The organism is Dactylosporangium sp. NPDC006015, assembly GCF_040614215.1.
GTDB classification, from domain to species: Bacteria; Actinomycetota; Actinomycetes; order Mycobacteriales; family Micromonosporaceae; genus Dactylosporangium; species Dactylosporangium maewongense.
Map to the genome: position 1 here is coordinate 185,559 of NZ_JBEXUD010000019.1, position 14,012 is coordinate 199,570.

A 14,012-nucleotide genomic window follows, 5' to 3' on the forward strand; every position below is an offset into this window, starting at 1 on the left:
ACCGCAGGCCACCGGCGGACATGGTCCGTGCGGCGGAGGTGTTCGCGGAGCGGATGGCGCAGCGCCGTTCCGTGCGGGACTTCGCCGCCGACCCGGTGCCGGACGGGGTGATCGAGGCCGCGATCCGCGCCGCCTCGACCGCGCCCAGCGGCGCGAACGTGCAGCCGTGGCGGTTCGTCGTGCTGACGGACCCGGCCCGCAAGCGCCGGCTGCGCGAGGCGGCGGAGGCGGAGGAGCGCGAGTTCTACGAGCGTCGCGCCCCTCAGGAGTGGCTGGGTGCGCTCTCCGCGCTCGGCACCGACTGGCACAAGCCGTTCCTGGAGACCGCACCCGCCGTCATCGTCGTGTTCGAGGTGCACCGGGGACCGCACAGCCCGAAGCCGTACTACGTCAAGGAGTCCGTCGGCATCGCGGTCGGCCTGCTGATCACCGCGCTGCACCACGCCGGCCTGGTCACCCTGACGCACACGCCCAGCCCGATGCGGTTCCTCAACGAGGTGTGCGAGCGCCCGCCGGAGGAGCGCCCGTACGTGGTGATGCCCGTCGGCTACCCCGCGCCGGACGCCCGCGTCCCGGACCTGACCCGCAAACCCCTCGAGGAGGTCATGGTCCGCTGGTGAAGTCCTTGGCCAGGAAATCCACGAGCGGCTCGACGTGCCGGTCGGGGCGCCGCCACTCCGCGAGGAGGTCCTCCAGCAGGTGCTGCTCGGCGACCAGCTCCGTGCCGCGGTACCGGCGGATCACCGGGTGGATGAAGGCGCTCTCCCTGGCCCGGTCGGGGGTGGGGTGGCGCTCGATGGCGAAGACGTCGCCGTAGTCGTCCCGCCCCCAGCGCAGCGCGAGCGTGTACCAGTGCCGGGCGTCCGCGAACCGGTCCACGGCGTAGTCCTCGGGCAGGTCCTCGTAGTGGTGGAAGTCGCCGGTGTCCTCGTCGCGGACGAAGACGTCGCACAGGTACTCGAACTGGGTCCACAGCGCCGAGCTCCAGTTGACCCGGTCGAGCATCAGCTCCGCCAGCGACCCGGGGTCGGCCGGCGTCGCCGTGCGGAGCAGCGGCACGCCCTCGTAGCGCTCCCGCAGGATCCGGGTGAAGGTCCGCAGGTTGTACCGGAAGCCGTCGATGAACGGCGACGACGCGTGCTTCACGTCCCGCGCCTGCGCGATGGTGCCGGCGAAGTACAGGCCGTTGACGTTGCTGGACTGCCAGTCGGGGCGCAGCCCGGGCATCCGCCCGTCGCGGATCATCTGCGGGCTCGTGGTCTCGTCGAAGATGCCGGTGTCCATCTGGAAGCCGGTGCAGCGCAGCACCGTGTGGTAGTCGAGGACGGCGGTCTCGCCCTCGGCGTGCGTGTACGTGATCGACACCTGGAAGCGCCCGTCGACGGGACGGATCTCGTCGATCGTGCAGTCCAGCACCGAGTGCAGCGTCTTGAACTGGTAGCTGTCGAGGATCGCGCCGTACTGCCCGCGGACGTCCCCGGGATGCTTGGTGTTCCACGCGAGCCGCAGTGGCTGCCGGCTGGCGAGGTGCACCATCGACGCGTGCCCGAGGATCGCCGACGCGGTCTCGAACGCCGAGTTGCCCTTGCCGATGATCAGCACCCGCTGGTTGTCGTATGCCTTCGGGTCGATGTCCATGTCCTCGTACCCGACGGCGTGCTCGATGCCCTTGATGGCGGGCACGAACGGCGCTCCCCAGCCGGCCGCGACGATCACGCACGCCGCGCGCACGTCACCCTGCGCCGTGCGCACCGCGAACCCGTCACCCGTCTTGGTGATCCGCTCGACCGTCGTGCCGAACCGGATGTTGAGCCGGTGCACCCGCTGGAACTCCGCGAGGTAGCCGACCAGGTCGTCGGCCGCCGGCAGGTACTCCTCGCTGAACTTCGGGAACAGCAGCTCCGGGTCGTCGTTGAGCAGGGAGTTCCAGTCCCACCGCAGCCGGATCTCCGGGTCGGTGCTGTCGGTGTGCACCTTGTTCAGCGAGATGAGCCGCCGGTGCCGGGGGAACTTCGTGAAGAACCCGCCCGGTGCGTCTCCGCTCTCGAGTGTCAGGTAGTCGGCACCGTGCTGCTGCAGGTAGTAGCTCAGTTGAACTCCGGCGGGTCCCGCCCCGACGATGACGTACCTGTGCTCGCTGCTGGCCATCCGTAGCCCTTCCGCAGATCGACGGCGATGCGTTGCACCGACCTTGGCGGCGGAGGGCGACACGTGTCAAGGCTCACGCGGCCATGCGGGACCAGCTGTCGTAGTCATGGATCGCGATGCCGTTGAAGGAGGTGTACCGCGCCACCTCTGTGTCCACTGTGGATAGTGCGGTGGACAGGGCGGACCTGGTGCCCGGGGCGAACGTGCAGTAGGCGCAGTCGGCCAGGGGCTGGGTCTCCGCGGCGAGGCGCACCGGGCGGCCGGCGCTCTGCCCGCGGGCGAGCAGGTCCGTGCCGACACCGACGACGCCCGCCGCGCTGTCGCGGTACGACATGACCGTGATCGCGTGCACCCTCGCGATGACGGCGTCGGCGAGGTTGCCCTTGCCCGCGGGCACGGTCGCGAGCCAGAAGGGCACGTCCGCGTCGAGCGGCTCGGGGCCGGCGGTGCGGACCGCGTCGAGCATCGCCAGGTAGCCGGCGACGATCCGCGGCTGGTCGGTGGTCCAGCCGGGCAGCAGGTACGGCTCGACGTCCAGGTGGATCCCGTCGAAGAGGCCGGTCGCCGTGGCCCGCTCGCGCCAGGCGACGGCCGACGCGGGGTCGAGGGCCCAGGACGGGTCGCCGCCGAGGGCGGAGAGTCGGATGCCGGCGGCGCGCGTGCGGGTCCGCAGGTCCTTCAGCCGGGCGAGCTGCGCGGCGGTCGGCTGCCACGGCACCGCCACGAAGATCTCCGTGATGCGCTGGCCGGTGGCCCACGGCACGACGGCCGCCGGATCGGCCTGCGACCACAACCACATCGCCCGGGAGCTGGCCATGGTCTTCGCCTTCGAATCGGTCGTGGTCCTCGTGGCCGGCGTGGCCGGCGTTGCGGCGGCCGGCTTCGTCGCGGCCGGTTTCGCGGCGGCCGGTTTCGTCGCGGCGGGTTTCGTCGCGGTGGGCTTGTTCGTGGCGGCGGACGCCGCGGTCGGGGCGAGGGTCAGCCCGACCGTCAGCGCCGCGGCCACCGCCCACAACTTCCGTGCCATGCCCGACCTCCGTGCCCGCCGTTGTGCGTGAGGGGCAAGCGTCACGGCCGGCCGTTGCGGGCAGGTGGCGGGCACGGTCCCGGACCGGTTCGATCCGGTTGCCGTGCCACGGGTCGGGCACATCCCGTGATACTGCGCCGCCCGCGACGTGCGGCCGGCCGGATTCCGGTGACCGGCCGGCCGACACGCGCGGGGTGTTGTTACGGGGTGCAGCAGGTCATGGCGTACACCTGGAACTCGAACAACGAGTAGCCGTAGGTCGTCGCGCGCTGGGTGCCGAGGACGCGGACATAGCGGCCCGACCCGCTCGCGTTGAGCGTCTGCACGCCGCCAGTGCCCGTCGTCGTGGAGTAGATCGTCGTCCAGGTGGTGCCGTCGGTGGATGTCTGCACCTGGAACGCCTTCGCGTAGGCGGCCTCCCAGTTCAGCACGACCTTGTTGACGTTCATGACGGCGCCCAGGTCGACCTGCAGCCACTGCGGGTCGCTGAACGCGCTCGACCAGCGGGTGCTGCCGCTGCCGTCGGTGGCGTTCGCCGCGGCGGTGCCGGCGTTCTCCGTCGACGAGGCGGTTGTCGGCCTGCCCTGCGAGACCAGGGTCCCGCTGGTGTTGCTGCCCGGCGTGCCGTTGACCGACAGCTCCCACAGTGAGTAGCCGTACGCGGTGCCGCGCTGTGTGCCGTACATGCGCACGTACCGGCCGGAGCCGTTCACGTTCCAGACGTCGGTGCCGCCGTCGCCCGTCGTCGTCGCGGCGATGTCGACCCACGTCAGCTGGTCGTTGGAGGTCTGGATCCTGTACGCCTTGCCGTACGCCGCCTCCCAGTTGAGCGCGACGTTGGTGATGTTGTACGTCTGGCCCAGGTCCACCTGCAGCCACTGTGGGTCGCTGAACGCGCTCGACCAGCGGGTGTTCAGGTTGCCGTCGGTGGCGCAGGCCGGGCAGCCCGCCCCGCCCTCGTTCGAGGACGCCGTGGTCGGCTTGCCCAGCGCAACGTTGCCGGTCGGCTGGCTGCCGGGGCCCTTGTTGTACACGGCGACCCAGTCGATGTTCAGCTGCCCGCCGGAGACCGTGGCGGCGTTGGGCCCGCCGCCGAACGCGTCGGGGAAGCCGCCGCCGATCGCCAGGTCGTAGATGATGAAGAACGGGTGGTGCACCGCGTTGGCCCAGGTGGTGGCGTCGACCCGGGTCGCCGGCAGGGTGAAGTACAGCGCGCCGTCCAGGTACCAGCGGATCTCCTCCGGCGACTTCGACCGGTCGATCTCCACCGCGTACGTGTGGTAGCCGGTCTGGCAGCCGGCGCACGGCCGCTCGCCGCTGCCGAGCCCGGTCGACTCGTTGCACGGCCCGCCCGGGTTGACCCCGCAGTGCAGCGTGCCGAACGTCGAGCTGCGCCCGTTGATGTCCTCCATGATGTCGATCTCGCCGCTGGTCGGCCAGCTGGTCCCGGTCCGCAGCGTGGAGCCGAGCATCCAGAACGCGGGCCAGTAGCCGGCGCCGTTCGCGGTCGTCACGTCCGGCTGCTGGAGCGAGGACTCCATCCGCACGACGCCGCCGGGCTCGGCGCCGAACGTCGCGGCCTGCGTCTCGATCCGGCCCGACGTCCAGCCGGCCCGCGGATCGGTACCCGAGTGCAGCGCCCGCAGCGCCAGGTGACCGTTGCCGTCGTGGAACACGTTGGCGGTGCTGTTGGTCATCGTCTCGATCTCGCCGGTGCCGAAGCTGCTGCCCGGCCCGGTGTCGTACTTCCAGTTGGCGGTGTTGACGCCGGTGCCGGCGGCGGCGCCGAAGTCGTCGCTCCAGGTCAGCGTGAAGCCTGCCGGTGGCGCGGGCACGGCGGCCGCCGCGGCCTGCGCCGTGCCGGCGGTGGTCGCGGCGTTCGCGACGGCGGTGATCGCCACCAGGGCGACTGTGGCGGCGACTGTGGCGGCGGCGGTGCCGGCGGCGACCCACCCGCGGAAGCGGCGCTTCGGGGCGGGCGCGTGCGGTGGTGTGTGCACTTCGTGCGGGTCGTTCATGCGGAATCTCCTCAGGCGGGGGTGTCCACGAGCGGCGGAGTCCTGCCGATGGGCGCGACGATGCGGCCGATGGCGGGTCGGCGGGCGGTGCCGGGACGTCCGGGCGGGTGGACGCGGACCGTGTGATTGGCAACGGTCGATGCGGTGAAGCTGAGAGAGCGCTCTCCCGGCACCGTACAACGCGCGGCGCCGGGTGGAAACCCTCGTTCTGCGCGCGGCGGGGCACAATCGGGGACGTGCGGATCGGGGTGCTGGGGCCGCTCGAGGTGCGGGCCACGTCCGGCGCGCCCGTCGAGATCGGCGGTGCGCGGCTGCGGGTGCTGGTCACGCTGCTCGCGCTGGACGCCGGGCGGCCGGTCACCGGCGCCCGCCTCGCCGACGGCATCTGGGGCGGCACCCCGCCGGGCGACGCCACCAACGCCCTGCAGTCCCTCGTGTCCCGGCTGCGCCGGATCCTGCCTGACGGGATGCTGCTCGCCCGCCCTTCCGGCTACCAGCTCGACGTCGACCCCCGCGAGGTCGACCACCTCCTGTTCGCCGACCTGGTCGAGCGCGCCAGGACGCTGCTGGCTGAGGACCCGGCCGCCGCGGTGCGCGTGTTCCGCGACGCGGAGGCGCTGTGGCGGGGCCCGGCGCTCGAGGACGCGGGGGAGGCGCCGCTCGTGCTCGCCCGGCGGGCCACGCTCGACGAGCTGCGCCTGGCCGCGACGGAGGACCGGACCGCCGCCGAGCTGTCCCTCGGCCGCCGCGTCGTGTCCGACCTGGAGGCCGCCGTCGCCGCCCACCCGCTCCGGGAGCGCCTCGTCGACCTGCTGATGCGCGCCCTGCACGCCGAGGGCCGCACCGCCGACGCGCTGCGCGCCTACACCCGCTGCCGCGAGACCCTCGCCGAGGAGCTGGGCGCCGACCCGTCCCCGGCGCTGACCTCCACCTACCTGACGATCCTCCGCAGCGCCCCACCCGGCCACCACGCGGCGGAGCCGCCGCAGATGCCGGGGGAGGCCGCGCCGGAGGAGTCCGCGGCGAACGGGGTGGGGAACCTGCGGGCGCCGCTGACCAGCTTCGTCGGGCGGGCGGAGGAGCTGCGGGCGCTGCGGGGCACGCTCGCCACGGCGCGGCTGGTGACGCTGGTCGGGCCCGGGGGAGCGGGCAAGACGCGGCTGGCGACCGAGGCCGGGCGGGCCGCCGCGCCGCGGGACGGGGTGTGGATCGTCGAGCTGGCCAACGTCACGGACCCCGCGGACGTCGTGCAGGCGGTGTGGACCGGGCTGGGCATGCGGGACCCGTCGGCGGCGGCCGGGCCCGTCCGGCGGGCGACGGTGGCACTGCCGAGGATCGCGGAGGCTCTGTCGTACCGGCGGATCCTCCTCATCCTCGACAACTGTGAGCACGTCGTCGAGGCCGCCGCGGCGCTCGCGGACTGGCTCCTCGGCGACTGCCCGGACCTGCGCGTGCTCGCCACCAGCAGGGAGCCGCTCGGCATCACCGGGGAGGTGCTGCTGCCGGTCGGGCCGCTGCCCGCGGACGCGCTGGACTCGGCGGCGGTGCGGCTGCTGTCGGACCGGGCTGCCGCGGTACGGCCGGGCTTCCGGCTGGACGGATCCGCCCTCCGGATCTGCCGGGCCCTGGACGGGATGCCCCTGGCGATCGAGCTGGCGGCGGCGCGCTGCCGGTCGATGACCGCGGCGCAGGTCGCGGACCGGCTCGACGACCGGTTCCGGCTGCTGACCCGGGGGAGCCGCACCGCGCTGCCGCGCCACCAGACGCTGCGGGCCGTCGTCGACTGGAGCTGGGACCTGCTCACCGAGCCCGAGCGGGCGATGCTGCGCCGGCTCGCCGTCTTCCCCGGCGGGGCGACCCTGGAGGCGGCCGCGGCCGTCTGCGACCCGGACGGCGCGCTCGGCGACCCGGTCGAGCTGGTCGCCGCGCTGGTCGACAAGTCGCTGCTGGTGGAGGCCGGCGGGCGGTACGGGATGCTGGAGACCATCCGTGCCTACGGCCTGCAGCGCCTCGACGAGCAGGGCGAGACCGCGCGGCTGCGGCACCGGCACGCGACCTGGTTCCTGGCGCTCGCCGACCGGCTCGAGCCGACGCTGCGCACCGCCGGGCAGCTGGAGTCCCTCGCCGTGCTGTCCGCCGAGCACGACAACCTGCACGGCGCGCTGCGCCGCGCGATCGCCGACGGGGACGCCGACCTCGCCGTCCGGTTCGTGCTGGTCCTCAGCTGGTACTGGTGGATGCGCGGGCACCGGGTCGAGGGCGGCGCCCTGGCCGTCGCCGCCCTCGCGCTCGACGGGCCGTGCGACCCCGGGGCGCGCGCGATGGCGTGCGGGGTCGCCGCCGTCAACGGGTTCGACGGCGTCGGCGAGGCCTCGCAGGTGAACGAGTGGTTCGACGAGGCGTTCGCCCATCAGGGCGACCACCCGATGTTCCGGCTGTTCCAGGCCGTCGCGATGCTGTTCCGTCAGGGGTCGAGCGAGGCCACCCTCGACCGCATCGGCGCGCTCCTCGACGACCCCGACCCGTGGCTGTCGAGCCTCGGGCAGCTGCTGCTGTGCCACGCGGAGATGAACGTCGGCATCCCGTACGACGCCGCGGTCGAGCGCTTCGACCGCGCGCTCGCCGGGTTCCGGGCGATCGGGGAACGGTGGGGGATGGCGGCGTCGCTGCAGTCCCTCGGCGAGATCCACGCCCGGCGCGGCGACTACGCGACCGCCGCCGGGCACATCGAGGAGGGGCTGCGCCTGTTCGACGTGCTCGGCGCCACCGAGGACCGGCCGCCCGCCGAGGTGCGGCTCGCCCAGCTGTACGAGCTGCTCGGCCGCGCGGACGAGGCGGAGGCGATGCTGGACCGGGCGCGGCACACGGCGCTCAAGGTCGGGTTGCCCGACGGGATCGCCTACGTCGAGTACGTGCACGCCGACCGGGCGCTGCGGGCCGGCCGGCTCGCCGACGCCCGGCAGCGGTTCGACCGTGCGGCCGAGGTGCTCGGCGCCGACCGCGCCTCGCCGCAGTTGCTCGCGGCCGTCCACGGTGGACTGGCGGTGGTGCGCGCCCGGGAAGGTGCGACGGCGGCCGCCCGTACCATGGCCGCGGTGGCTCTTGAACACGCCCGCGATGCGTTCGACGGGCCCGTCGCCGGAGCCGTGCTCGAGGACGCGGCGGAGGTCCTGCTGCTCGGCGGTGACCCGGCCACGGCCGTGACGCTGCTCACGGCGGCCCGGAAGACCCGCGGCGGCCCCGACCGCACCCGCCCGCACGTCGCCACGCTCACGACGGACGCCGAGGCCGCCCTGCCGGTCGCGGAGCGTGCCGCGGCGGTCGCCAGAGGTCACGCCCTGTCGATTGAGGCGGCGGTTGATCTCCTGTAAATGGTTTGAAAATGCCCCGCGTCGCGGCGCAGGCTGAGAGGCCGCCAACACGATCCGGGGGGATCCACCATGCGCCTGCTCCGTGACCTGTGGGCCACGTCGCCGCGCCGCACCGGTTTCGTGGTGTTCCTGGTCGTCCTCGGCGCCGCCGGTCAGGCCCTCGCCGCCGGCGTCGCCGGATCGGTCCTGATCCATCGATCATGGACCATGTTCGTGGTCCTCGCGGTGGCGCTCTTCGCCGCCGTGGCCACCGACCTCCTCGTCGGGCTCATCATGGCCAGGGTCACCGCCGACTGGTCCGCCGACGTGCGCCGGAGGCTGTGCCGGGTCGCGTTCGGCCAGGACCTGCCGACCCTGGAGACCACGCCGGTCGGCGAGCTGCTCGACCGCATCGACGGCGACGTCTACCAGGTCGGCTCCGAGCTGCGCGGCAGCGGCGTGCGGATCGCCCAGTCGATCGCGTTCGGCGTGCTGTCGATCGGCACCACCATGTACGTCTGGTGGCCCGCCGGCGTCGGCATGATCGTGCTCGTCGCCGGCCTCACCGCCGTGCTGCGCAAGCCGACGTCGAAGATCGGCACCGCCCGCATGGGCGAGGAGGAGGCCTGGTCCGACCTCGCCGCCTTGATGGAGGAGTCCATCCACGGCCAGGACGACGTGCGCACCAGCCTCGCCCGTCCCTATGTCCTGCGCCTGTACGCCCGGCGCGCCAGCGTCGTGCTCGAGCGCGGCCGCCAGGTCTGGACTCGCTCCGGCGCGGTCACGGCCGTCGCCGCCGGGACCGTCCGGGCCGGCATCGCGGTCATCGTCGTCGCCGGGCTGTGGGCAATGACCTCCGGCCACATCGACGGCGCTCGCCTCACCGCCGTGTGGCTGCTCGCCCTCGGCTTCGGCGCGACCGTCGAGCACACCAGCCGGATGGTGCCGGAGCTGCAGTACGCGCTGGGCGCCTGGGGCCGGGTGCTCCTGCTGCGCGACTCGCGGCAGGAGCCGCTCGGGGGTGCCGCGCCCGCGCCCGGCGACCTCGTCGTGCGGGACCTGACCTTCCGGTACGGGGCGGACTCCACGGCGCGGGCCGCGCTGCGCGACGTCAGCCTCACGTTCGCGCGGGGGCGTTCGTATGCCCTCATCGGCCGGACCGGATCGGGCAAGTCGACCCTGGCGAAGGTGCTGACCCGCGCCGTCGAACTGCCCCGCGGCACCGTCTTCCTCGGCGGCACTGACCTGCTCGACCTCGACATCGAGGCGCTGCGCCGCTGGATCGCCGTCGTGCCGCAGCGCACCGAGATCCTCGCCGGCACCCTCGCGGAGAACATCGCCCTCTTCGACCCCGCGCTGCTTCCCCGGGCCGCCTCCGCGCTGGAGGAGCTCGGTCTCACGTCGTGGGTCGCCGAGCTGCCGGACGGGATCGACACGAAGCTCGGTGAGGGCGGCCACGCGCTGTCCGCCGGGCAGGAGCAGCTCGTCGCGTTCGCCCGCATCGTCGTGCGCGACCCGCAGGTCGTCATCCTCGACGAGGCCACCGCGCGGCTCGACCCGGTCACCGAGGCGCAGGTCCAGCGGGCCACCGACCGGCTGCTCGTCGGGCGCATCGGCATCATCGTCGCGCACCGGCTGTCCTCCGTACGCCGTTGCGACGAGGTCGTGGTCCTCGCCGACGGCGCCGTCGTGGAGGCCGGCCCCATGTCGTCCTCGACCCGGTTCGCCTCGCTGCTGGCTTCTTCTGAGGTCCGTGTCACCGTGCCCGCGTCTTCCTCGTCGGTCGCGGTGCTCGATGCGCCGCCGCCGTTGGAAGGTTCGCTGGTCTCCGCCGTCACGGACAAAACGGACCCGCCGCCGCTGCCGAAGCTGCCGCGCGCCCGCACGCTGTGGAACATCTACAAGCTCGCCACCAACGACGCCCGGTTCGGCCTGGTCTCCGTCGCCATGTTCTCCCTCATGGTGTTCCTCGGCCTCGACGGCTCGGTGCTGCCGTGGCTGTGGGCCGACCTCGTCGACGGCACCGGCGACCTGCTGTGGCCGGCCGTCGGGATCGTCGCCGGCCTCCTGCTGCCGTTGCCGCTGCCGTACTACACCGGCAAGTGGTTCCCCGAGTGGTGGGTCAGGCAGCTGCTGCGCATCAGCCTGCGGCTCGTGCACGGCCAGACCGGCCCGCGCCGGGTCAGCAGCCACACGCCCGCCGAGGTCGTCGCGCAGGGCGGCGACACCGAACGCGTCGTCGTGCTCGCCGACAACCTCATCGACCAGTGGATCTGCGCCTTCGTCCTGGTCTCGATGACCCTCGTCTCGGGCTCCCTGGTGCCGGCCGCGTTCATGGCCGCCACGATCGTCGTCTCGGGCCTCACCGCCACCCTCTTCGGCCCCGTGCTGAAACGCTCGGCGACCTTCACGGTGGCGGCGCGCGCCGCGTTCGCCACCGCGCTCGTCTCGTCGCTGTCCGCCGCCCGCACGGTGAAGCTCGCCGGCGCCACCAGCCCCGTCCTGGACCACCTCGCCAAGCTCGACGAGATCCGCAGCGCCCGGCAGCGCTGGGAGATCTCGATGCAGGTCTGGGCCCGCTCCACCCCCGCCATCGCCAGCGGCCTGCTGCCGATCGGGGCCTGGGCGCTGCTGCTCACCGGCCACCTCACGCCGGGCGCCACCCTCGTCGCCGTGTCCACCCTGGGCTCGGCCCGCTGGTTCGCGTGGACGACCGCGTCGCTGGTCTCGCAGCTGCCCTCCGCCCGCGTCTGGACCCGCCGCACCGTCGCGATGACCGGCGAGGGGGAGTACGCGGCGCAGGTCCCCGGCGTCGACCTGTCGCTGGGCACCGCGCCCGCCCCGGTCGCGCCGCCGCGCCGCCCGCTGCGCCGCCTCGACCTCGACGGCTTCACCGCCGTCCACGAGGACGGCACCGTCGCCGTGCGCGACCTCGACCTCACCGTCTCCCGCGGCGAGCTGGTCCTCGTCGTCGGCCCCGTCGGCTCCGGCAAGTCCTCGCTCCTGCGCGCCCTGGCCGGCATCGTCCACCACACCGGCGCCCTGCGCTGGAACGGTGAGCCCGTCACCGAACCCGAGATGTTCCTGCGCCCCAACCAGATCGGCTACGTCGCCCAGCTCCCGCGCGTGCTGTCCGGCACCGTCGCCGACAACATCAGCCTCGGCCACGAGGTCGACCCCGACGACGCCGTCTCCACCGCCCAGCTCACCCACGACCTCGCCGCCGCCGGCGCCGGCCTGGGCCTGCTCATCGGCCACAAGGGCACCCGCCTGTCCGGCGGTCAGCTCCAGCGCCTCGCCCTCGCCCGCGCCCTGGCTCCCCGCACCGAGCTCCTCATCGCCGACGACGTCTCCTCCGCCCTCGACGTCACGACGGAGCTCGCCCTCTGGCGCGCTCTGCGCGCCCACGGCGTCACGGTGATCGGCTCCACCTCCAAGCGCGCCGCCCTCACCCAGGCCGACCGCGTCGTCGTCCTCCTCGACGGCACCGCCGCCGCCCAGGGCACCTGGCACGACCTGGAACCCCACTGGGGCCACCTAGCCGGCTGAGCCTGTGCTGCGGCGGGGATTCCCACCCGCGGCCCCAATACGCCGCTCCGCGACGCACTGCTCGCGCCGAGACGCGGGGCAGGCCGAGCGGCTTACGCCGCATCCGCTGGCCGACCCCCGCCCCACCCGCTGGCGTCGTGACCGGTGATCGAAGTCGTCTGGTGGCCGTCCGGACGGCCACGACTGTCCTTGGATCACGGGCGGCGTGGGCCCGGGGGCGGAGAGGGTTCCCGGGGCGTGGGTGCAGGTCCGCGGCTCGGTGCGGGAGGCCCGCGGCGTTGCGACCTGACATGGCGTCGGTCGTGTTGTCGTTCGGCGGCGCCGTCCGTGATCGAAGTCGCGCGGTGGTCGTTCCGGCAGCCACGATTGTCCTTGGATCATGGGTGGACGTTCGTGGTCGTTCTCCCGCGTATCCACAGCCCTGGCCAGACCCTTGCCGCTCCGCGCGGCGTTGCGGCACCGTCGGGCCTCATGGGGGACACTCAGCACGGCCTCATCGCCCGTTCACAGCTCACCGCCGCCGGCGTGACCAGGTCGCAGCTGCGCTGGCGCCTGCACACCGGTCGTTGGACCGCCCCGCTGCCGGGGGTCTACGCGACGTTCAGCGGCGAGCTCAGCCCTCACCAGCAGGCGATCGCCGCCCTGCTCTACGGCGGCCCCGCCGCCTGCCTGACCGGCGCCGCGGCGCTCGTCGTGCACGGCTTCCACACCGCACCCCGCGAGCGCTGTGTCCGGATCGTCGTCCCCTGCAACCGCCGGGTCCCGTCGACCGGTTTCGTCCGCGTCCACCGTACGACCCGCCCGGATCTCTTCAGCCGACGCTACGGACCGCTGCGGGTCACCTCCCCTGAGCGCTGCGTGGTCGAGGCGTCCAGGTTGTGCACCGACCCGGGCCGGGTGCGGGCGATGGTCGCCGAGGCGGTACAGTCCGCCCACTGCACCGTCGAGGACCTGACCCGGGAGCTGGCGGCCGCACCCAAGGCCGGCACCGCCGTCCTGCGCCGAGCCGTGGCCGAGGTGCTCGCCGGCGTCAGGTCAATCGCCGAGGGCGAAGCCCGGGCACTCCTCGCCAGGTCCACGGTGCTGCCGGCCATGCTGTGGAACCCCGTGCTGAAGACCCTCGACGGCATGGCGCTGCCCTCACCGGACGGATGGATCCCCGACGTCGGCCTCGCTCTGGAGGTCGACTCCCGCTCATACCACCTGTCCCCAGAGGACTGGGAACGCAACCTCCACCGCCATGCCCGGCTCGCCGAGGCGGGCGCCGTGGTCCTGCACTTCTCGCCCCAACAGATCCACCGCGACCCCGCGTGGTTCGTCGCCTCGGTCGAACGCAGCTACCTCGCCCGCCTCACCGCCAACCCCAGCCCCCTGATCCGCACCGTCCCCCGCTGAGCCCCTTCGTCCCCGGCTCACGCCGCTCGTGATCCAAGGACAGCCGTGGCCGCCCGGACGACCACCACGCGACTTGGATCACAGGCGGGGTCGCCGGGCGACGAACGCGACTGACGCCGTGTCCGGCGGCGTTGCCGTGGTCTTCCGCACCGAGATGCGGGCCGGTATCCACGTCCCGGGGAGTTTCCGTTCCCGACTCACGCCGCTCGTGATCCAAGGATCGTTGTGGCTGTCCGGACGACCACCGCACGACTTCGATCACGGGCGGGGTCGCCGGGCGACGAACGCGACTGACGCCGTGTCCGGTGGCGTTGCCGTGGTCTCCCGCGCCGGGATGCGGGCCGGTGCCCGCGCCTCGGGGAGTCTTCCGTTCCCGGTTCTCGCCGCTCGTGATCCAAGGACGGTTGTGGCTGTCCGGGCGACCACCGCGCGACTTCGATCACGGGCGGGGTCGCCGGGCGACGAACGCGACTGACGCCGTGTCCGGTGGCGTTGCCGTGGTCTCCCGCGCCGGGATGCGGGCCG

7 protein-coding genes are annotated in these 14,012 nt (G+C 73.5%); 4 read left to right on the forward strand and 3 right to left on the reverse strand.

All coding sequences use genetic code 11. From position 1 onward, the window contains the following. Positions 1 to 20 precede the first annotated feature (20 nt). Positions 21 to 620, forward strand: coding sequence for a nitroreductase family protein (locus tag ABZ321_RS30925; protein WP_344504443.1), 600 nt, complete (start codon positions 21 to 23; stop codon positions 618 to 620). Here the strand turns inward: ABZ321_RS30925 and ABZ321_RS30930 are convergent. The 3 genes from ABZ321_RS30930 to ABZ321_RS30940 all read right to left on the reverse strand — a co-directional run bounded on the left by ABZ321_RS30930 (position 604) and on the right by ABZ321_RS30940 (position 5,193). Then, positions 604 to 2,148: an NAD(P)-binding domain-containing protein gene (locus ABZ321_RS30930; protein WP_354897799.1), complete on the reverse strand. Its 1,545-nt coding sequence runs from the start codon at positions 2,146 to 2,148 to the stop codon at positions 604 to 606. The two genes, ABZ321_RS30925 and ABZ321_RS30930, sit on opposite strands and share 17 nt — an antisense overlap. A 73-nt stretch (positions 2,149 to 2,221) precedes the next feature. Next, positions 2,222 to 3,175 carry a hypothetical protein gene (locus ABZ321_RS30935; RefSeq protein ID WP_354897802.1) on the reverse strand — a complete coding sequence of 318 codons (954 nt, stop codon included), beginning with the start codon at positions 3,173 to 3,175 and terminating at the stop codon, positions 2,222 to 2,224. Positions 3,176 to 3,375: 200 nt separating this feature from the next. Beyond that, positions 3,376 to 5,193, reverse strand: coding sequence for a discoidin domain-containing protein (locus ABZ321_RS30940; RefSeq protein WP_354897805.1), 1,818 nt, complete (start codon positions 5,191 to 5,193; stop codon positions 3,376 to 3,378). A 236-nt stretch (positions 5,194 to 5,429) separates the two neighbouring features. Between ABZ321_RS30940 and ABZ321_RS30945 the strand changes: the two genes are divergently transcribed. From ABZ321_RS30945 to ABZ321_RS30955, 3 genes are all read left to right on the forward strand, one after another. After that, positions 5,430 to 8,564 carry a BTAD domain-containing putative transcriptional regulator gene (locus tag ABZ321_RS30945; RefSeq protein ID WP_354897807.1) on the forward strand — a complete coding sequence of 1,045 codons (3,135 nt, stop codon included), beginning with the start codon at positions 5,430 to 5,432 and terminating at the stop codon, positions 8,562 to 8,564. A gap of 69 nt (positions 8,565 to 8,633) precedes the next feature. Next, positions 8,634 to 12,092 (forward strand): ABC transporter ATP-binding protein, encoded by a 3,459-nt coding sequence (locus ABZ321_RS30950; protein WP_354897809.1) that lies wholly within the window; start codon positions 8,634 to 8,636, stop codon positions 12,090 to 12,092. A gap of 471 nt (positions 12,093 to 12,563) precedes the next feature. Further along, positions 12,564 to 13,487, forward strand: coding sequence for a hypothetical protein (locus ABZ321_RS30955; protein WP_354897812.1), 924 nt, complete (start codon positions 12,564 to 12,566; stop codon positions 13,485 to 13,487). Positions 13,488 to 14,012 lie beyond the last annotated feature (525 nt).

Excerpts from the sequence above, each read along its gene's own strand:
- ABZ321_RS30925 (WP_344504443.1), top strand. The coding sequence starts at position 21 with ATGGTCCGTGCGGCGGAGGTGTTCGCGGAGCGGATGGCGCAGCGCCGT.
- ABZ321_RS30930 (WP_354897799.1), bottom strand. The coding sequence starts at position 2,148 with ATGGCCAGCAGCGAGCACAGGTACGTCATCGTCGGGGCGGGACCCGCC.
- ABZ321_RS30935 (WP_354897802.1), bottom strand. The coding sequence starts at position 3,175 with ATGGCACGGAAGTTGTGGGCGGTGGCCGCGGCGCTGACGGTCGGGCTG.
- ABZ321_RS30940 (WP_354897805.1), bottom strand. The coding sequence starts at position 5,193 with ATGAACGACCCGCACGAAGTGCACACACCACCGCACGCGCCCGCCCCG.
- ABZ321_RS30950 (WP_354897809.1), top strand. The coding sequence starts at position 8,634 with ATGCGCCTGCTCCGTGACCTGTGGGCCACGTCGCCGCGCCGCACCGGT.
- ABZ321_RS30955 (WP_354897812.1), top strand. The coding sequence starts at position 12,564 with ATGGGGGACACTCAGCACGGCCTCATCGCCCGTTCACAGCTCACCGCC.